This is a genomic window from Pseudomonas botevensis (assembly GCF_019145475.1).
Lineage (GTDB): Bacteria > Pseudomonadota > Gammaproteobacteria > Pseudomonadales > Pseudomonadaceae > Aquipseudomonas > Aquipseudomonas botevensis.
Genome location: NZ_JAHTKI010000022.1, coordinates 1 through 20,219 on the forward strand (window position 1 = coordinate 1; position 20,219 = coordinate 20,219).

The window sequence follows — 20,219 nt, forward strand, 5'->3', positions numbered from 1 at the left end:
CCTACGGTTTGCTGCGCTGCACCTCCTCTCGATGTGTTCGACTTCGTCGAACGGCGCTGCGCGCCTACCCCCGGATGAATCCCTCCACTCAGCCTGCCGAAGGGGCCGGCACGGCAAGATCAAGAGCGGTACTCGAGCTAACGCTCATTGTGTTGAGTGGTGGGAAGCGGGTGTGGACGGCTTTGGCTTTGGCTTTGGCTTTTGCTTTTGCTTTTGTGGGAGTGGGCTTGCCCGTGGAGGCGGCCTTCGGGCCGGCCGGGTTTTGGTGGGGGTACATATTCTTTACTGCCGCTGTGGTCAGTCCCCTCTCCTCCTGGGAGAGGGAGAGGGCAGGGTCCTCAAGTCCAGCAAAGCCCAATCATCCCGCGCATAAACCTTGAACGTAACCCACAAAAAAGGCGACACCCCTCACAGGGCGTCGCCTTCTTCAACGGTCGCTAATGCTTATTCGGACAGTTTGTAGGCAATCACGTAGTCGCCCATTTTGGTGCCCAGCGAGCCGTGGCCGCCGACCACCAGCAGGACGTATTGCTTGCCGTCCTTGCCGGTGTAGGTCATTGGGGTCGCTTGACCGCCCGCAGGCAGGCGCGCTTTCCACAGTTCCTTGCCGCTGTTGACGTCATAGGCGCGCAGGTACTGGTCCAGGGTGCCGCTGAGGAAGCCGACGCCGCCGGCGGTGACGATCGAGCCGCCCATGCTTGGTACGCCCAGGTTCATGCCGATCGGGATTGGCGAGCTGTCGCGGCTGGTGCCGTTCTTGCGTTTCCACACGACTTTGCCGGTGGTCAGGTCGATGCCGGCGACGTAGCCCCAGGCCGGGGCCTGGCACGGTACGCCGAAGGGCGACATGAACGGGTGCATGATCACCGCGTAAGGCGCGCCGGTGTTCGGTTGCACGCCGGCGGTTTCGCTCTCGCGCTTGCTGTCGGCGGCGACTTGGGCGCGTGGCACCATTTTCGAGACGAAAGCCATGTAGTTCGGGCTGGTGAACAGCATCTGGCGAACCGGGTCGACCGATACGCCGCCCCAGTTGAAGACACCGACGTTACCCGGATAGATCAGGCTGCCCTGTTCCGATGGCGGGGTGTACTGGCCTTCGTAGCGCAGTTCCTTGAACTGGATACGGCACAGCATCTGGTCGAACGGGCTGGCGCCCCACATGGCTTTTTCGGTCAGTTCCGGAGCCAGCAGGTTGAGGTCCGAACGGGCCTGGGTCGGGGCGGTGTGATCACCTTTCACGGCGCCTTGCGGAACCGGGATTTCCTTGATCGGAATGATCGGTGTGCCGTCGCGACGGTCGAGGACGTACAGGCTGCCCTGCTTGGTCGGGGCGATCAGGGCCGGTTTCACACCGTCGGCGGTTTTCATGTCGAGCAGGGTTGGCTGGCTGCCGACGTCCATGTCCCACAGGTCGTGGTGGGTGAACTGGTAGTTCCAGCGGACCTTGCCGGTGCCCAAGTCGAGGGCAACGACGCCGGCGCTGAATTTCTCGGCGCCCGGGGTGCGGTCGGCGCCCCACTGGTCAGGGGTCTGGTTGCCCAGTGGCAGGTACACCATGCCGAGTTTTTCGTCGACGCTGGCCAGCGACCACATGTTCGCCGAGTTGCGGCTGTAGATCTTGCCGGGAGCCAGAGGTTCGGTGGCGTCCGGGTTGTTGCTGTCCCAGTTCCACACCAGGTGACCGTCGCGTACATCGTAGGCACGAATCACGCCCGATGGCTCGTTGGTCGACTCGTTGTCGGTGACGTGGCCGCCCATGATCACCAGATCACGGGTGATCGCCGCTGGCGACGTGGAGTAGTAGCCACCGGCGGTGAACGGGCCGATGCCTTGGGTCAGGTCGACCACACCGTTGTTGCCGAAGCCTTCGCAGATCTTGCCGGTGTCGGCGTTCAGCGCGATCAGGCGGGCGTCGGCGGTCGGCAGGTAGAGGCGACGCGGGCAGGCCTGGGCCACCGCTTTGCCAGCTTCGGAGATGACCGCCGAGGCGGCGTTTTCAGACTTGGCGTAGGCCGCTTCGTCGTAGTACGACACGCCACGGCAGGTCATGTGGGCGAAGCCCTTGAAGCCGACCGGGCTCTTGATCTGCGGGTCGAAGCGCCACAGTTCCTTGCCGGTGTCCGGGTCCAGCGCCAGCACCTTGCTGTGAGCGGTGCAGGCGTAAAGCATGCCGTTGGCTTTCAGCGGGGTGTTTTCGTTGGTCAGCTCCACCGGATCATCAGCGGTCGGCAGGTCGCCGGTCTGGATGCGCCAGGCCTCTTGCAGTGTGCCGACGTTGGCCGGGGTGATCTGCTTGAGCGGCGAGTAGCGGTCACCGAACTCGGTGCGGCCGTAGGCCTGCCAGTCGCCGTCCGGCATTTGCGGGGCGGTGCTGGTGGTGTCGGCGGTGTCGCGACCCAGTTCACCGAAGATTTCGCCCGGGTGGGTGAACAGGCTGGCCAGGGCGGTGACGCCGGCCAGAATCACGGCCACGGTCAGGCCGCCGGAGCCCAGCGGTGCAGGACCGTTGAGCAGCAGCGGGCGACGGAACCACGGCAGCAGCATCACGAAGCCGAGGACAAACCAAAGTGCCAGACGTGGCACCAGTTGCCACCAGTCCAGACCGACTTCCCACAGTGCCCATACGGTGCTGGCAAACAGCACGATGGCGTACAGGCCCAGTGCTGCGCGGCGACGCATCAGCAACAGGATGCCGGTCAGCGCGATGCCGATACCGGCCAGCAGGTAGTACAGCGAGCCGCCGAGCGTGCTCAGCTTGATTCCCCCGGCCAGCATGGCCAGGCCCATCAGTAGAAGCAGAATGCCGAGCAGGCTCGGTAGCAGACGGCCTCGACTCGAAGCACTTTCGGTGCTCATAGTGTGGTTCTCCGTGACGTTTCAAGTAGTCCCGCGCTGTAGTCACTTTAGATGACGATCGGGCGCGGGCATGGTTCAGATAAAAACTTGTGTAGCTATCGAATTTCATTTGTGGGAGCTCGCTCCCACATGGGTTTTCAGTTGTGCTTTAGAACGAGGACTGGATCTTGAGCCCGCCGATCAGCGCGTCATCGACCTTGTCCACGCCACCGGGGTGGCGGATGTACTGCAGGTTCGGGCGCACGGTCAGCCAGTTGGTGACGTGTACGCCGTAATAGAGCTCGGCGCTGTATTCGGTGTCCTGCGGCGGCAGGAACGATGGATCGTCGTAGTCGTAGACGGCGCGGGCCTGGTTGGTCGCTTCGGCGTTCTTGCGGTAGGCCGGGTTGACGTGGACGCGGGCCAGGGCAAAACCGATGTCGTCCCTGGCGCGGGCGTCGAACAGGCCTTTGTAGACGAGGCCGGCCTGCACGTAGTTGTCGATCGCGTTGGTCTTCTTGTCGTGCATCGTGCCGTTGGCGAACAGGCTCAAGCCGCGACTGTTGTCGCTGGCAACGCTGGTGACTTGCTGCTGGAGGCCCAGCCACACGCCATGTTTGCTCGACGCGCTGCGGTAGGCCTCGCCAGTGAGGGCGGCCGGCTGGCCGTTGCGATCCTTGTAGGCGTCGGTGGCTTTGGCGTTGCTGTAGTAGTAACCGGCGCGGTACTCGCCCGGCAGGCCGTTGAGCTTCGGTGTCCACACCAGTTCCACCGGGAGGATCGCGCCCTGGGTGCCGCTGCCGCTGAGCTTGAAGCCGTTGCCGCGATCGAGGTTCGACGGGTTCTGCTCATAGGCGCCGACCTGCGCGTACAACTCCGGCGTCAGGTGATATTTGACCCGCAGCGCCCACTGGCTGACCGGCCAGTTGTACCAGATGCCGCCGACCCAGTTGCCGACCTGCGAGCCGCAGAACGCCAGGTTCTGGAAGTCGCAGGGGAAGCTGTTGAAGTCCTCGCCTTCGCCGAAGCGGCCGACCTTGATGTCGAGTTTCTGGTCGAAGAATTTCTGCTGATACCACATCTGCGTCAGACGGGTGGTCTGGCCGCGACCCCAGACTTCCTGGGCCGAGGTGAAGCCACCGACGCGCGGGTCGTTGATGCGGTCGTTGCTGATGTTGTTGCCGCTGCGCTTGGTCACGGTCAGCTGGAATTCGGCGTCGTCCCAGCCCAGCAGTTTTTGCAGATCCAGATGCGTGCCGAGGCCGAACTGATCGCTGTAGCGCGCCGTGCGGTCATGGTCGTAGCCGCCGTGCAGGTTGCTGCCCATTTCGCCGACGTAATCGAGCTTGAAGTCGATGCCTTTTTCCGAGAGTTCGCTGCGGGCGCCATTCCAGTCACCGAGCATGTACGGTGAATCGCTGTCGAAGGCCGCAGCGGCCTGGGTGCAGGTGGCGAGGCCGAGGGCGGTGCAGCCGCCGATCAGGCGCAGGGTTGAGACAGCGCTGTCTCGGAGAAACGGAAAATCGGGCATGAAGAGGTCTTTCTTGATCTTTTTTTGGGGAATGCGCTGAGCGCTACGATTTGACGCAGACAGTGAAGCGATTCAGCAGGAGGGCCGCAGGATAATGGTCTGTTACAAAAAGACAAAGGTCTTTTGCTGACATGAATTCTTTCGGATTCGGTAACAGTGCGGCAAAACGGCACATTGCCGGGGGCGTCACCGGCTGCGATCTTTCGCGGTTGGCCTACATTTGAAGGAAGGCCTTCCACCCGAACACCCCCTCGGCTAAGGTGCGCGGCTTTCGCATTTTCAATTCGCCCAAAGGCCCGGCATGAACGAACACAACCCCGATCCACTGCACGGCGTGACCCTCGAGCAAATCCTCAATGCGCTGGTGACCCACTACGAATGGTCGGGGCTGGCCGAACGTATCGACATTCGTTGCTTCAAGAGCGATCCGACCATCAAGTCGAGCCTGACCTTTTTGCGCAAGACGCCATGGGCACGGGAGAAGGTCGAGCGGCTGTACGTCAAGCTGATGCGCACCAAGCGTCCGCTCTGAGATGGACGCCGTGCTGCGGCGCCGCTTGATCGCGCTGACGGCCGTGCTCGGCTGGGCCGGCCTGAGCATTCAGTTGTATCTGATTTTTTTCGCCCGCCTGAGTGTCGGCGCCAGTCTGCTGGGCGGCCTGGTGAGTTTCTTCAGCTACTTCACGGTCCTGACCAACACCCTGGTGGCGGTGGTGCTGACCTGCGCGGTCACCGAGCGCGAATCCGCCGCGCGCCGCTGGTTTCTGCAGCCGTCGGTGAGCAGTGCGATCGCGGTGAGCATCGCCCTGGTCGGCCTGGCCTACAACATTTTGCTGCGCCATCTCTGGCATCCCCAGGGCTGGCAGTTCATTGCCGACGAATTGCTTCACGACATCATGCCGCTGCTGTTCCTCGGTTACTGGTGGTTGTGCGTGCCGAAGGGGACGTTGCGTCTGACGCATCTGCCGCTGTGGCTGATCTATCCGCTGGTGTACTTCGCCTATGCGCTGTTGCGCGGGCATCTGCTGGGGGCCTACGCCTATCCGTTCATTGATGTGGCGCTGCTGGGTTATCCACAGGTGTTCATCAATGCGGCGGGGATTTTGGCGGGGTTCGTGGGGATCGGTTTGGGGGTGATCGGCATTGACCGCTGGCGGGGAAGGCGCAACTGAAGCTGTCTGTGGGCTTTGTGGGAGCGGGCAAGCCCGGCTCCCACAAGGGAAGGCGCCCGTCACTCCTCTTCGGAACCCTCGGCGCGCCAGTAACCCACGGCCTTCACGAACTGCTCATCCAGCCCATGCTCGTCGAGCAGCACCCGGCGGATCTGCCGTGAGACTTTGGTTTCCGTTGCCACCCACGCATACAGATTGCCCTTGGGCACCTGCAGCTGCTTCACGGTGGTCAGCAGGTTGTCCTTGCCGCCTTCGCGCAGTACCCAGATCACATTGACCTGCGCCGCGCTTTCCAGCGCCTGCTGCTCGCGACCGTTTTCCACTTCGATCACCACCAGCGCCTTGCGATTGGCCGCCAGGCCTTCGAGGCGGCGGGCGATGGCGGGGAGCGCGGTTTCGTCGCCGATCAGCAGGTAGCTGTCGAAAATGTCCGGCACGATCATCGAACCGCGCGGCCCGCCGATGTGCAGGAACTGCCCCGGTTGCGCCTGTTCGGCCCAGGTCGAGGCAGGGCCGTCGCCGTGCAGGACGAAGTCGATCTCTAGCTCAAGCTTGTCGAGGTCATAGCGGCGTGGGGTGTAGTCGCGCATTTCGGGCATCGGCCCGTCGTTCTTGCCGGCACCCAGTACCAGGTTTTCCAGCGCGGCGGCTTGTTCGGCATTCTGCGGAAACAGCAGTTTGACGTGATCGTCGGTGCCCAGGCTGATGAAACCGGCCAGTTCCGGGCCGCCGAGGGTGATGCGGCGCATGCGCGGGGTCAGGTCGACCACGCGCAGCACTTGCAGGCGGCGACGTTTGATTTCATGCATCACGCGGTGAATGGTGAGGTTATCGACTGCGCTCATTCGGCGTTCTCCGATACGGTTGTTCCAACGGCGGGGCCGTCGACGATGGCTTTGGCGGTGTCGTTGAGCAGGGCCGCCACCCGTTTGATTTCGTCCGGGCTCCAGCGCCCGTGGTGCATTTGCAGGGCGTGGCGCAGGTTGTGCACCGCTTCGTGGATTTCCGGCGGTCGATCGTGGCCGCGCAACGAGCGCTTGCTGACTTCGATGCGCATGCGCACGCCATCGAGGGCGACGGCCTGTTCGCTCAGGAACACACGTCCGGCCTCGGTCACCGCGTAGCGTTTCTTGCCACCTTCGGCGTCGCCGCTGATCAATTCGCTTTCTTCCAGAAACGTCAGGGTCGGGTAGATCACGCCGGGACTCGGGCTGTAGGCGCCGTCGAACAGGCCTTCGATCTGGCGGATCAGGTCGTAGCCGTGGCACGGCTGCTCGGCGATCAGCGCCAGCAGAAGCAATTTCAAATCACCGGGGGCGAAAACCCTGGGGCCACGGCCGCCGCGTTCGCGTCCGGGACGTCTTTCGAAGCCGTCACGGCCGTCGCCGTGGGGGTGATGGGGGGAATGATGGTCTCTCATTTCTGTCTTCTCTCGTCGCGTTTAGATACAACTTAAGATATATCTTGAAAGGCAGGCAAGCCCTTTTTCCTCCGATTCCGGAGGTGCCGACGAGTGGTTTTCCCCAGAGAAAAGCCTGTTTGTCGAATGTCCGACGCACTTGCACTAAATAAATTCGTGGTCAAAAACAGTGACCTGAAAGTTAAAGCTGTGACTCTATAAAGTTGAGTATATGTTCTATAAAGTGCCAATATCCCCGGCCTTGATAGTTTGAGTGGCTGTATGGTTTTTTACCTGAAACTGTATGTAGGGAATAACTTACAGTTGAAGTTTTGAATATTGAATGTTTGGTATTTTTTCTTGCTGGTCATAAGGTTGATGAACTACGAGACTGTGGGAAGTTGCCTGCTTACATTCCGGAGAGAACAGTCGATCATGCCTCGGCGTTGGAAGTTCAACACCACTCGCCCTTTCGACCTGAGTTGTTTTGAACTTCCTCGCATCTGACCCCCTTAAAAGAAAACAAGGTACTGACCGATGTTCAAGAAAATTGCTTTCGCTGCGCCCCTGGCTGTCCTGGCTCTGAGTTCTTCCGTGGCCTTCGCCGCCGGTGAAGCCCGTCATTCGATCAGCCTGGTCGCCCACGTGCCGACCAACGGTTTCTATGTCGTTCCGACCGATTCGGATCTGGTCAACAAAGACCAGGACATGAGCTACCAGCCAAGCACCGGCAAGATGCGCGAAGTCAACGGCTTCTTCGATGTGCGCAACAACAGCGGTTCGGTCCACGCCAGCCTGGAAAGTGTTCCGCAACTGATTTACGGCAACCAGACCATTGCCCTGAAAGTGGAGTTCAACAACAAGGAACTGAACCAGACTCCGCAACTGGTTGTAGGTGAGTCGGAGTCCGACGTGAACTTCCGCGCACCGATCAAGATCAGCGCCAACGGCAGCAACTACCTGCCGGGTGATTACACCGGTGTGGTCGCCATGACCTTCGACGCTGTGCCACCTGTGGTTCAGCCTTGATCGGTCGATCTGCGCTGACTGCCAAGTAGCGTTTCCCGGCGGAACACCTCAGCTGGTCTGTTCCGCCGGACTTCAACTTGTTCAAAATCAGAGTAAGAGTTCATGTTCCCGATGACACCCATCGCGGTTGCGCTTGCGTTGCTGTTTTGTGCCAGCGCGGCGGCGGCACCTGCTTCCTTGGGTACGACGCCTCGCAGCCTGCTGGCGCAGGCCAAGGGCCTGCCGGCAGATTTCGAGGAGCATTTCTTCGATGTTCCCCTGGCGGTGCGCATCGAGCTCGACCAGCAACCTCTGGGCGAAGCCCTGGTCGTGCTGTCGCGCGATGACCGCATCACCCTGCTCGAATTCACCGACACCAGCGAGAACCGCTACGGCCCGGCCGAGCGGGAGAGATGGGCCAGTTACCTCAAGCCCGGCGTAGCGCTTGGCGATTGCACCGGGTCTTGCCCGGACAACGTGCTGGCGGTGCATTACAACCTGGAAAGTTCGCTGGTTTCGATCCTCACCCGCGACGCCGAGCGCGATCTCGAGGCCCGGCGTTATTACGAGCAGCCAGAAGCCGGCAGCAGTGGCCTGATGGTGCGCAACCAGCTCAACCTCAACGGTGGCGAAGGCCAGGATCTGGGCGGGCGGTTTGGCCTGGAAGCCAGCGGCAGCCTGGGCAACTGGAGCCAGACGTTCAACATGCAGGTCGCGCGCATGGGCGGTCCGGACGACCAGCTGTACCACGCCGTGCACGAGCTTTACACCCAGCGCGAACTGCAAGGCAGTTTCTTTCGCCTGGGCTATTTCACCCCCAATTCCGAAGGCCTGACCCGGCAGCCGCGCACGTTCGGCACCAGCCCGGACACGGCGGTCGGTGTGATGTACGGCAGCTCCGACAGCCTGGCCATCAACAACGCGATGCCCAGCGTCTATCCGATCTATGTCACCGCCAACCGTCAGGGTTCGGTGGAGATCTACCGCGATGGCCTGCTGATCAACACCCAGTCGGTGCCGGCCGGTTTGCAGACCCTCGATACCCGGCCGCTGCCCGGCGGCATTTATGAAGTGGAAGTGCGGCTGCTCGAGGACGGCCAGATCACGTCCAGCACCCAGGAGCTGGTCTACAAGCCGAACAACTGGCGCAACCTCGACGAACGCTGGCGCTACAACCTGTTTGCCGGCGAGGAAAGCAAACTGCTGAGCAACTGGGATCGCCAGGCCAGTGGCAGCACCACGGCCGGTGCGTCGATCAACTACCTGGCGCATCCACGGGTGATCCTCGGGCTCTCGGCACGCCAGGTGCGTGAAGCGCTGCAATATGGCACGTCCATCGACTGGACCGTCGCCGACCGATTGAGCCTGTACGCCAACGTGTACCAGACCCGGGATTACGGCACCGGCCTGGATTTGCAGAGCCTGTACAACTACGGTTCCGGCAGCCTGATCCTCAGCCACACCCGCAGCTGGCTGGACACCACCGACCTGTACGAAACCCTGCCGGACGGCACCCGCGTGCGGCAGCGCAACGTATTCATCGGCCAGACCAGCAATTCCTCACTGTCGCTCAATCATCGGGTCGACCAGCGCAATGCCCTGAACGCGCGGGTCTCCCACAGCGAAGGCAACGTCGAAGGGGTCGGCGTCGATCTGGGCTGGAGCCGGCGCGCGGTGCTGTTCGGCAATGACGCGAACTGGCGCCTGTCGCTGTTCGACCGGCCGGGCAGTTTCAGCAGTGGCGATGATCGCAATCGCGGCGTCGATCTGAGCCTGAACCTGGCGATCGGCGCGCCGGGTCAGCAACTGACCGGCAGCCTCGGTTCGCGCACCGACCGTGACGGTGGCCGCGACAACAACGCCTCCCTCGGCTGGCGCCAGGATTTCAAGGATCACGTTCTGCAAAACGTCTCGGTGACCGCCCTCAGCGATACCTACGGCGTCGGTCTGTCGAGCCTGGCCAATTTCCGCACCGACAGGGTCAATGGCGACGGTTTCATCCAGCGTTCGTCCTATAACAACAACTTCACCGGCGGCCTGAACCTCGACAGCACGCTGGTGATCGGCGCACAGAAAATGCTGATGACCAGCGAATACGAAATGCGCGGCGCCGGCATGATCGTCGACGTGGAATCGGACATTGACGACGTGGTTCTGCGTGCCGACGACCTCAGTGGCGGCGGTGCGGCGTTGAAGCCGGGGCGCAATTTCATCCCGCTGACGGCGTACCAGAACAGCTCGGTGAGTTTCGACTTCGAAGGCAACCATGTGCCGGCTGCGACCATCGCCCCGGCGCGCGCCCGCTACCACCTGAACAAGGGCGGTGTGGATTACCGCAAGATCCGCGTGATGAAGACCCTCACCGTGCTCGGTCGTCTGGTGGATGAACAGGGCCGGCCGCTCAAGGGCCATCACGTGATCAACCACGCCAGTCGCGGGGTCACCGAAGTCGACGGGTTCTTCTCGATGGAAATGAACGCCGGTTCGCCGACGCTGGAAGTGCGCCGGGAAAACCGTCTGCTGTGTCAGTTCCGCCTCGATGCGGATCGTCATCCCAGCGAAAACAACGTGTTGATGATCGGCGACTTGCGCTGCACGCCGGACACCCTCGCCGACGCGACACTCACTGAACAGAAGGCGGGTTGAGCCATGAACAATTTGATCAGTGGCCTGGGCCTGCTGGCTGCGCTGGGCATGACCTCGGCCGAGGCGGCAAACCAGGAAATCCGGGCGTTGTTCCAGCCCGATTCGTCGCAGCCGAACAAGAACGTGTTCGTCAACAAGACGCCGAACAGTGGTTATTGCACGATCGATCCCAGTCAGTGCACCGACAACAACATGTTCAGTATCCAGTTGCCGATTCGCTTCGAGTCAGCCGGGCCTATCGATCCGGGCAGACCCGGTGATTCGATTGCCTTGAAGGTTCCGGCCAACTGGCGGCAATTGACGGTCACCAATCAGGTAACCGGGGAATCCGAAACGGTCGAGGTGCGGATCATCGGCGTCGGCTCGCGATATGTCCTCAGTCAGTCGGCTGCCAGCCTGGTGGGCGTGACGAACATACTGGAAGGTCATCAGAAACTGTGGACCAACAGCAGTTGGGTCTACGCGCCTGCGCCGTGCAGCTACAGCGGTGTCGGGTTTTACTCACCGGAGACCTACCGATTCTTCTGGAAGGCGCCCGTGGAGGATTCATGTACGAAGGTCGCCGCCTACCGGATACCGACAATGGCCTTCGATTCCCTGGATTTCGCCTACGAGTTGCGCACACCCAATCCGCTGGGCATGTCCTCGGGCTTGTACACCGGTTCGCTGACTTACACCGTCGGCCCCTCGGGTGATTTTCAGATGGGTTCGATGATGATCCCCAATGACAGCAACATCACCCTGGACTTCGTGCTCGACGTGCAACACACCCTCAAGGTCGAGCTGCCGCCGGGGGGGGACAAGGTGCAGATGGAGCCCGAGGGTGGGTGGCAACGCTGGATCAATGACGGGAAAAAACCGACGTATATCTACCGCGACCAACAGTTCTTCATCTCCTCGTCGACGCGTTTCAAGGTGATGTTGCAATGCAGCGCAGCAGGTACGGGAGCTACGCTTTGCGACATGGGCGGCAGTGCCGGGCACTCGCGGTTTGCGATCAGGATGATTCTGCCCGACGGCATTGTCATGCCAGGCAACAACTACCCCAGCAGCTACGCTTTTCCGCTCTACAACAACCTGTGGACCGGACCTTTCGAGCCGATGCGCTATGTCGATCGCAAGCCCGGCATCCTGCGCTTCTACATGGAAAGCTGGGACATCGACTTCATGCTCAGGCCCGGCCTGAACGGCACGATGCGCGGCAACGCCACCATCATCTGGGACTCGGAGGTTTGACGCTCCGTGCCTGCTCAATTTCATTTTTCAGAGGATCAAAGACGATGAAGCGTCTGAGTTTGCTGTGGCTGTTCGCCGGGGTCTGCACGACTGCCCACGCCGGGCCGCAGATCAATGTCGGCACGGTGTACGACTACCTCGACGGCAGCAAGAGCACCTACCTGAAACGGGTCTTCAACAGCGGCGACAGCACCGCGTTCGTCAAGGTCAATGTGCTGGAAATCGTCTACGAGGCCGATGGCACGCCGAAGGAAATTCCGGTCGAGGCCTCGGCCGACGGCACCTCGCGCAACGGCCTGATGGCCAGCCCGGCGCGGCTGATCATCCCGGCCGAAGGCATGCAGGGCACGCGCCTGTTGTACATGGGCGAGCGTGAGCGCGAGCGCTATTTCCGCGTGCGGTTCGTGCCGGTGGTGCCGGAAAAGGAAGACGACTTCGTGGTCTCCAGCGAGGAGCGCGAGAACTACAAGAAGACCTTGTCGGCCGGGGTCAACGTGATGACCGGGTTCGGCACGGTGTTCTTCGTCCGTCCGCTCAACGCGCGCTACGACACGCAGATCAACGACAGCGCGAGCCGTTATGAAGTGAAAAACAACGGCAACACCGTGCTGGTGGTCGACGAATTCAAGAGCTGTTCGCTGACCGATGAAACCGACTGTGGCGCCACCGTCAAACACCACGTACTGGCCGGGCGCACGTTCGGCTTCGACAAGGAGCAGGGCCGCGAGTACCGCTTCAAACTGGTCGAAGGCGAGCGCAGGCAGGATCTCAAGGTCGTGAGCCGCTGACCCTTCATGCAACAGGGAACGAACATGAACAAACAATGGGTCGCCGCCGTGATGGCGGCAATGACGGGGCTGATGGTCGGCACCACGTGGGCAGCGCGGGAAACGCTGAACTTCGAGGTTTCGGTGACCGTCCCCAGCCGGCCGTTCTACATCATTCCGTCCGAGCCTGACTGGATCCATCGCCCGCAGCATTTGCTGTGGAACTACCCGGATTCGACCCTGGGCAGTTTCAGCAGGAATTTCGATGTGCGCCACGACACCAGCGCCATCGAAGCACGCCTGGAAACGCCGCCGCATCTGGCCACCGGCAGGCCGGGAGAAATCATCGGGCTGCGAGTGCGCTTCAACGGCATCGAACTCAGCGACCAACCGGCGTTTCGCCAGGTGCTGAGCAAGGAAGAAGCGGCTGCGGGCAAGCGCGTGGCACTGGAAATCGACCCGATCACACCGGTCGGTGGCTATCGCCCCGGCGAATACAGCGGCAACGTGCTGATGCTGTTCAACGCCCGGGCACCGGGGGAATGAACGGCGTCGGCCATTGATCGAGGAAGGAGCGATCGCGGTCGCCGCCCATCCACAAAACCGCCAGGGAGGCGGTTTTTTTATCGATGCAAAAAGGAAGTGACATGATCAAGCAAGCGGTCATTGCCGTCTCCGTGGGCGTGTCGCCGCCCCTGGCGGAATCGGCGTTAGCGGCGCAGGAGAAACACGTCTTTGAAGTCTCGGTAGACATTCCGACCCTGGAATTCTATGTGATACCGAGCGAGTCGGACTGGATTCACCTCCAGCAGGCGTTGCCCTGGAATCTCGCGACCTCGACCCTGGGCAGCCTGCGCAAGAACTTCGATGTGCGCACCGACAGCAGCGCCATCGAAGCGCGCCTGGAAAGCTTCGCCATTCTGTCCAGCGGCCAGGACTCGCGGGACGACATCAGTCTGCGGGTCACCTTCAACGGGGTGGAGCTGAGCCACAACCCGACTCCGCGCCAGGTGGTTTCGCGCGAGGAAGCGGTGGCGGGCAAGCGCGTGTTGCTGCAAATCGAACCGAGGCCGCATGTCGAAGGTTATAAGCCGGGGGATTACTACGGCAGCGTCAACATCATTTTCAATGTCGCGGCCCCGACGGGCTGATTGCCTGCAGCGCTGTTCAAGCAAGGAGCGGGTAATGGTTTCAGGATGCAAGAGAGCAAGAGTGTGGGTCGGTGCGTGTGTCTGGTTGTTATCAGCCATGGCCCATGGCGTGACTCAGGAAATCCGCGCGGTGTATGTGCCTGATCCGGCTAATCCGCAGATCAATACGTTCATCAATCAGACGCCGCCGAGTGGTTATTGCGCGACGTTCCCCAATGACTGCAAGCCGTTGTCGGGGGTGCGGTTGCCCCTGCGTTTCGCCTCGGTGCAGGCGATCGTGCCCGGCTCCCCGGAGCGCAACGGGGCGATGTTCAGCATGCCCGCGCAGTGGCGCAGCCTGGTGGTTTCCCATGTGTTCACCGGTGAGGCGGCCACGGTCGAGATGCGCATAGGCGGGTTCGGTTCGCAGTACGTGTTGAGTGACACGGCGGTCAATCTGACGGGTGAGTCCAATGACGAGCGCGCTCATGAAGCGCTGTGGGGGGGCCGGTCCTGGTGGTTCGTGACACCGCCCTGCAAAGGGGCGGCAATGTTCTCCTACGGGCCGGAGTTCTACCGGTTTTTCTGGCGAGCCCAGGACGTCGGCACCTGTGCCAGGCAGGCGGCATTCACTATTCCGTGGATGTCGTACGGGTATCTGGATGTCGGTTACGAGCTGCGTACGCCGGACCCGTTGCAGATGTCGTCCGGGCTGTACGTCGGCGAGTTGCGCTACAGCATCGGGCCGGGCATGGACATCGACACCGGCGACAACATGCTGCCGGACAGCGCCGAGGTGACCTTCCGTTTCGTGCTGGATGTCCAGCATGTGCTCAAGGTCGACCTGCCGCCGGGTGGCAACAAAGTCGAGCTGATACCCCAGGGCGGCTGGCAGGCCTGGCTGCAGAGCGGTCGCCGGCCCGAGCGGTTGTTCCGTGACCAGACGTTCAACATCTCCACCTCTTCGCGGTTTCGCATGTCCATCGAATGTGAGCATGCGGGCATCGGCGGATGCAGTTTGCGGGATGCGCAATCCGGCAGCATTTTTCCCCAGGTCAACATGAGCGTCAGCCTGCCCCTGAGCATCACTGACGACAAAGGCCAACCGGTGCAGAAACGACGCTTGACGGAAACCTCGACCGACGCGGTGTTTCAACCGGCGCTGTACGTCGACCGCGCGCCGGGCGTGCTGCACTTCGAAGTGCCGAGCCATTACATGGAAAACATGATCGAACCCGACAAGGCGAAGCGCTTTGCCGGCAAGGTCACGGTGATCTGGGATTCGGAGGTCTAGCCCGGTGGGAGGGCTAGACCGCGATAGTGGTGGGCCTGCACAGGGACTGTGCGGGCCTTTTCGTGGGCAAGCCCACTCCCACAAAAGCGATATGTTCCAGGGCTTCAGATCCCGGCGCGCTCCATGGCCTCGCGGGTCAGTCGGCGGGCGAGTTGCTTTTCCTGTTCGCCGATGTCTGCATTCAACCGGGCGATGGTTTCCTCGGACATTTTCTGCGGGGTGAACACCACGTCATCCGGGATGGATAACTTGTGCGCGATCTCGGCGACTTTCTGTCGGCGCAACGCGCGTTCGGCGTAGGGCAGGTCGGCCGCCTCGACCCACTGCGCCTGGGCGGTCTGCAACTCCACCAGCAGATCGATCTTCTCCAGGCAGGCATCGGTGTTGGCGCGCATTTCCCCAGGGTGGGTTTCCTCCAGATAGTCCCTCCAGAATTTCTGTTCGAGCATCTGGTCGACCAGGCCATTGCCTCGTTCTTCGGCAAGGATCTTGGCGTAGGCCTTTTCGATGGTCTCTTCGTTGACGCCGCTGACTTGCTGAAACTTCATCGCTTCGGATTGCCACGGCAATTCCAGGCGTTTGGCCAGTCCGGTCTCGTAGGCCAGATGCACTTCGACTTCATCGGGATTGCCACCGCGTTTGGCGATATCGGCCTGGGCGATTTCGCCGACTTTGCTCAGGCGTGCCTTGCCTTTGGCTAGGGTGACCATTTTGCTTTCCAGTTCCGCAGGCGTTCGGGAAAACATACGGGCTTCGGACTCCAGCACGTGGATGCCCATGTTGTTGAACAACTGCGCCCCGGCGTCTTCGCAGCCCTCGGGTTCGGTGGACATGATGAACAGCTTTTCACGCAACGCGTCGTCGATATCCGCCGCCTCGACCATTCGCCAGACGCGTTCGGTCAGTTGATCGTTGGCATCGCCGCCCTGCAGGTAGTCGGCGGATTGAGTCAGGTTCTGCAAGACCTTGAAGAAACCCTCGGACTCGGATTCGCTGGCCAGGTCGTGCCAGGCTTCGGGTCGGTAAGCACCCACCCCGGGGGTTTCATCAAGGGTCGTGGTATCGGTGTGGACCGGCCAGCGTTCGAGCAGGTCGGCGGCTGCCGTCGAATAGACCGGGTAGGGGTGCATGCCGACTGACTGTCGGTATCGTTCGTAGGCCGAGCGGGTCGACGCCGTCATCCAGTCTGGATAGAGAAGGGTACGGGCAATCAGGCGTGCATCGTCGGAGCCGGGTCGCACCTCGGGTATGTATTTGATCTGATTGCCGCCCAGGCTCAGATAAAACTCACGGGGCCGGGGTTTGTCGAACAGCCCCGGCGGCCAACTGTCGATGCCGGTGTTTCTCAGGCTCAGAATCCGCAGCCTCGGCATCCGTCCGATGTAAGGCACGGTGTCCAGCGGCGTGTTATCCAGGCGCAGGGTTTGCAGATGCGTGAGATTGCTCACTTGTCGCGCTGTGGCAGGCGTCAACGGCATCGGGTTGTTGTTCAGCCGCAAGTCTTCCAGTCGATACATCTTGCCAACGCTCTCCGGCAAGGCCTTGAGGCCGCAGTTTCTGGCGCTGAACTGGCGCAGGTGATGGAAGTCTTTCAACAGCCCTTCGGGCTTGGGCGAAAAAATCTGGCCATCGAGATTCAATGAGGTGATCTGTTCGAGGTAAGGCTTGAGGGCTTCCGGCATCTGGTTCCACCAATGCTGGAGATTATGGGGCACGCCATCCGTGGACAGATTCAGTGCGTAGCCGCTCTCAAGGCTTCTGTTGCGTTCGCCGAACACGTCGGATGCGCGACTGAAACATTCCAGCAGTTGCCTGGCGAGAAAACGTCCGCCCTTGCGTTCATAGGTGATGTAAGAGTTGGGCACTGCTTCGGGACCCGCCGGGTCCCAGCCCGCCAGGTTTTCCTGGCGCCAGTTCTCGAGGATGTCCTGCAAACGGTCGTATTCGGTCTTCAGCTGGTCGATTTTTCCATGCGCATCGCCGGTGGCGTCCAGCGAACGGCAGAACCGCTCGACCTCGGCGTCGGTGAAATGCGGATACAGGTTTCTGACTTTATCCTCCACCGTTTGCGGCTCGCGGGACTGGTTGGCGCCACGCACCAGCAGCTCGATCTGTCTGGGCACAACCGGGCGGATCGGCTTTTCCGCCAACAGCGTCCGGCGTTCGGCCGGCAGATCGGTCTTGACCCTGATCCATTGCCTGAACATTTGCCCTTGCCCGCTGCGATAGCCCAGTGCGGCGCGTTTTTCCTCGGGCATGGCCCAGAGCAAGGCTTCATAAAAATCAGTGGCCCCGTGCAGTTGTTTGCTTTCGCCGTCGAACACGGCATAACGCCCCTGTCGATCGCGAACCAGCACCCGTACGGTCGCGGCGTCCGTACCTCCGGCGCTGCTGCGCAGCTCACCGGCAGGGTGGCCGTTGCGTAACTCGATGCGCAGGTTTTCGTAGGTGTCGGTGTGAAACTTCAGGGCATTGAGGGCCAGGCGTTCGGTGTCGGCGGTCAGCAGTTCCGGCTCATACAAGCCTTCGTTGGCGCGGGTGGTCATTACCTCGAAAGCGATCTCCCGCGCCTGGTTTTTCAGGCGCAGGGGAATGCGTTGCTCTTCGTCCATGACCTTGTGTTCGTCGGCGCTGGCCTGCTCGACCAGGGTTTCGGCAAGCGGTGCCGGCAGTGGCGGGTACTGCTGCTGGAGCAGGGTGGCCTCGGCATCATGGGAGCGGTTCTTGAACCGGTACTGATAGTCGAAGATGTCAGCGGTGCGGCTGTTCGCGATGTGCGCGAGCCGGTCGCGCAAGGCCTGCGCCCGCTGTTCCTTCGGGTACTCGCTGCCGAGCAGCGACTGCATGTCGGCGTCATCGAGAAACGCCACGAGGCGTTCCGGGAGTTTGTTGTCCATCACGTCACCAATGCCGATAGACAGCGTCTGACTGTCGCTGGCATGGGGGTTGCCGTACACCCGAGAGGCGCCAGTGAGGTCATTGTGTTCGCAGATTTTCAGCGCCTTGTCGGCGGGCCAGCCCGGCATGTCCGGCACCGTTCGGTCGAACCAGTGAGCCTCCGGGGGGAGCGGCTGCCCGGTGCGAATCCGGCGGCCGACATCTTTCGCTTCGTCCAGGGTTTTGAAGCGGGTCAGGGTGTCGGCCAACAGCGGTGGTGGCGGGTCGTTCTGCACATGCATGCGGCGCAGCGCATCCTCGGACGTGCCACTGATGCTGCGAATTTTTTCCAGCTCGCTGTCGCTGTAGCCGTCGACCGCGTGGCCCAGGCGGCGCATGAGGGTCGGGCCTTGCCAGTTTTCCGGGGTTTCCGCTTCGTGGCTCCAGGCGCCCTGGCCGTTGTGGCGCAGTCGCGGTGAGTAGGCGTCCTTGCGCGTGGGGTGTTCGATGCGGTGCTCGCCGCTGCGCGGATTGACCTTGACCGCGTAATGGTTGTCGTCCAGCGGCAGAACCGTCTTGCCGGCATGCTGATGCAGGCCCTTGGCATCGGGCTTCGATTCGCTGGGCACGGCCAGTTCTGGCTGGTTGTAAGGGGCGAGGTCGGGATGCCACAAGCGGGTTTTGCCATCAGCCGAGGGCACCGCTTTCATGTTCTCGACCAAGGGTGAAAGCTTCAGGGCAAACTCACTGGCCAGTTGACCGCCGACGCCGATAAGGGCGAACTGAATGACGTCGTTGACCACCCCGAGCAAATGATCCGTCGCCTCGGACCACAGGCCCTCGGCCAAATCCACGATGCCTTCGATCACGTCACTGGCCAGTTGATAGGCGGTGTAGGCCATCATCAGTTGACCCAGCACTGGAACGAACGGAGAGACCACCAGCAACGCCACGTTGAAAATGTCCGAGGCGATTTTCTTGAAGTTCTCCCACCAGGCCCAGCGCGCATTGCTGTCGGCATCGGCGGTGGAGACCGCGATCATTCGGCCGTCATTGAGAATCTTGTTGAGTTGCTGATGGTAGCGATAGCGCCACAGCGGCTCCCGGATCGGTGTCGCACTGAATTGCAGGCGCGGATTGTCCACCGGGGTTTCGCGCCACGACGGACGTGAATCGCCCGGCTCCTTTGGATACCACTTGATAAAGGTCAGGCGCTGTTCGAGGTCGGCAAAAAAGTGTCCGCGCTGCCCGTGATCGACGAACTGGCTGAAGAACTGCCGATAACTGACGCCCGTGGCCGGCGAAGTCTTGTTTTCCCGTAACTGGCGGGTCAGCTCGTTCATGAAGTCGATCGTGGAGTCATACTCCTTGAGCGGGTGATCCGGATCGTGCGGCACCCATGCCAGCATCTTTCGCGAAACCTCTTCACGGTATGGCGCCGGCTGGATGATCAGAATGCCGGTGAGGTTCAGGTCCATCATGCCCAGGTCACAGAGCAGCATGGTCTGACCGTGGAATTTCAGGTCGAGCCGGCCCCGCAGCAGTTCGCCGATCAGCCGGTGGGCTTCGCGAGTGATGTCATGTCGAACCAGCGCCATGTGCGCCGCGGCCTTGAGTGCGGCCTGCTGGCTCTGCTGCACGCGCACTCGCAGGTAGGACTGGGCGACCGGCTCCGGGTTGAGCAGGTAGCTTTCAAGGTGAGCCTTGAACTGCGCCCCCAGGTCCAGTTCCCGGCAGAGTTTCTGAAACTGGCGGATGGTGATTTTTTTATCCAGGGGCGAGAGGTCGTAGAGGTCGCGATAAGGATCGGTTTTCAACAGGAAGGCGGATTCATCGGTGAATGTTTCATCTTCGGAAAAGTTGTGCAGGGCGGCATCCAGTAATGAGACTTTTCGAATCGAATAACCTTTCGCAACGTGTATGACCCACCAAGGCGTACCTTGCGGTACATACAGTCTCAAGTAAGTGTTCTTTACATCAACTTCGATATCCACCAGTTCGCGCAGTTTTGCCTTTAACAACGGTTCGGCAAAGGCATAAGCATTTTTTACACGGTCGAGCAATCGGTCGGTTTTGTTCTGTGTGTCCCAGGCTTTCAGGTTGGCATCGGATATCCGGTTCAGTGCTTTCTTGGGGGCCTTGATCATCCAGCGTTCACGCTTGTGCGAGGCGTTGCGCAGCGCTTCGCTGCGGTGCAGTTGCATATCAGCGAATACCGGATGGATATGCGATTTAATTAAATCGTAATGTTGCCCTTTGTTTTCGGATGTTGCGGTCATTGTTAAAACCTTGAGTAAGTCTGGAATCGCCAGACTAACGTTCAA

Annotated in this window: 14 protein-coding genes; 9 read left to right on the forward strand and 5 right to left on the reverse strand. The window is 61.2% G+C overall.

The window, feature by feature from the left end; genetic code table 11:
• Positions 1–444: 444 nt before the first annotated feature.
• Together KVQ74_RS23155 and KVQ74_RS23160 are read right to left on the reverse strand one after the other, a co-directional pair.
• Positions 445–2,856: a glucose/quinate/shikimate family membrane-bound PQQ-dependent dehydrogenase gene (locus tag KVQ74_RS23155; protein WP_217833701.1), complete on the reverse strand. Its 2,412-nt coding sequence runs from the start codon at positions 2,854–2,856 to the stop codon at positions 445–447.
• Between the two features lie 148 nt (positions 2,857–3,004).
• Positions 3,005–4,366, reverse strand: coding sequence for a carbohydrate porin (locus KVQ74_RS23160; RefSeq protein ID WP_217833702.1), 1,362 nt, complete (start codon positions 4,364–4,366; stop codon positions 3,005–3,007).
• A 301-nt stretch (positions 4,367–4,667) separates the two neighbouring features.
• On the opposite strand from KVQ74_RS23160, the gene KVQ74_RS23165 reads away from it, so the two are divergent.
• Both KVQ74_RS23165 and KVQ74_RS23170 read left to right on the forward strand, forming a co-directional pair.
• The gene (locus KVQ74_RS23165; protein ID WP_065258699.1) at positions 4,668–4,898 is read left to right on the forward strand and encodes a VF530 family protein; all 231 of its coding nucleotides are present in this window, start codon (positions 4,668–4,670) and stop codon (positions 4,896–4,898) included.
• Position 4,899: 1 nt separating this feature from the next.
• A complete protein-coding gene (locus KVQ74_RS23170; RefSeq protein WP_217833703.1) occupies positions 4,900–5,538 on the forward strand; it encodes a Pr6Pr family membrane protein in 639 nt (212 codons plus the stop codon).
• A gap of 59 nt (positions 5,539–5,597) precedes the next feature.
• On the opposite strand, the gene KVQ74_RS23175 is transcribed toward KVQ74_RS23170, so the two are convergent.
• Together KVQ74_RS23175 and KVQ74_RS23180 are read right to left on the reverse strand one after the other, a co-directional pair.
• Complete coding sequence (locus KVQ74_RS23175; RefSeq protein WP_217833704.1) at positions 5,598–6,383, reverse strand: siderophore-interacting protein; 786 nt, start codon at positions 6,381–6,383, stop codon at positions 5,598–5,600.
• Positions 6,380–6,958 (reverse strand): PadR family transcriptional regulator, encoded by a 579-nt coding sequence (locus KVQ74_RS23180; RefSeq protein ID WP_217833705.1) that lies wholly within the window; start codon positions 6,956–6,958, stop codon positions 6,380–6,382. The genes KVQ74_RS23175 and KVQ74_RS23180 overlap by 4 nt, the downstream gene beginning before the upstream one ends.
• 516 nt (positions 6,959–7,474) lie before the next feature.
• Here KVQ74_RS23180 and KVQ74_RS23185 point away from each other — a divergent pair.
• The 7 genes from KVQ74_RS23185 to KVQ74_RS23215 all read left to right on the forward strand — a co-directional run bounded on the left by KVQ74_RS23185 (position 7,475) and on the right by KVQ74_RS23215 (position 15,018).
• Complete coding sequence (locus KVQ74_RS23185) at positions 7,475–7,966, forward strand: CS1 type fimbrial major subunit (protein ID WP_217833706.1); 492 nt, start codon at positions 7,475–7,477, stop codon at positions 7,964–7,966.
• A 102-nt stretch (positions 7,967–8,068) separates the two neighbouring features.
• Entirely contained in the window at positions 8,069–10,591 is a 2,523-nt protein-coding gene (locus tag KVQ74_RS23190; RefSeq protein WP_217833707.1) for a CS1-pili formation C-terminal domain-containing protein, read from the forward strand.
• 3 nt (positions 10,592–10,594) lie between these two features.
• Positions 10,595–11,827: a hypothetical protein gene (locus KVQ74_RS23195; protein WP_217833708.1), complete on the forward strand. Its 1,233-nt coding sequence runs from the start codon at positions 10,595–10,597 to the stop codon at positions 11,825–11,827.
• A 44-nt stretch (positions 11,828–11,871) separates the two neighbouring features.
• On the forward strand, positions 11,872–12,615 hold the full coding sequence (locus KVQ74_RS23200) for a molecular chaperone (protein ID WP_217833709.1): 744 nt from the start codon (positions 11,872–11,874) through the stop codon (positions 12,613–12,615).
• 24 nt (positions 12,616–12,639) lie between these two features.
• Positions 12,640–13,140 carry a CS1 type fimbrial major subunit gene (locus KVQ74_RS23205; protein ID WP_217833710.1) on the forward strand — a complete coding sequence of 167 codons (501 nt, stop codon included), beginning with the start codon at positions 12,640–12,642 and terminating at the stop codon, positions 13,138–13,140.
• A gap of 101 nt (positions 13,141–13,241) precedes the next feature.
• Positions 13,242–13,745 carry a CS1 type fimbrial major subunit gene (locus KVQ74_RS23210; protein WP_217833711.1) on the forward strand — a complete coding sequence of 168 codons (504 nt, stop codon included), beginning with the start codon at positions 13,242–13,244 and terminating at the stop codon, positions 13,743–13,745.
• A gap of 61 nt (positions 13,746–13,806) precedes the next feature.
• Complete coding sequence (locus KVQ74_RS23215) at positions 13,807–15,018, forward strand: hypothetical protein (RefSeq protein ID WP_318837871.1); 1,212 nt, start codon at positions 13,807–13,809, stop codon at positions 15,016–15,018.
• A 104-nt stretch (positions 15,019–15,122) separates the two neighbouring features.
• Here the strand turns inward: KVQ74_RS23215 and KVQ74_RS23220 are convergent, their stop codons facing one another.
• Positions 15,123–20,099: an NEL-type E3 ubiquitin ligase domain-containing protein gene (locus KVQ74_RS23220; protein ID WP_225930142.1), complete on the reverse strand. Its 4,977-nt coding sequence runs from the start codon at positions 20,097–20,099 to the stop codon at positions 15,123–15,125.
• Between the last annotated feature and the right edge of the window lie 120 nt (positions 20,100–20,219).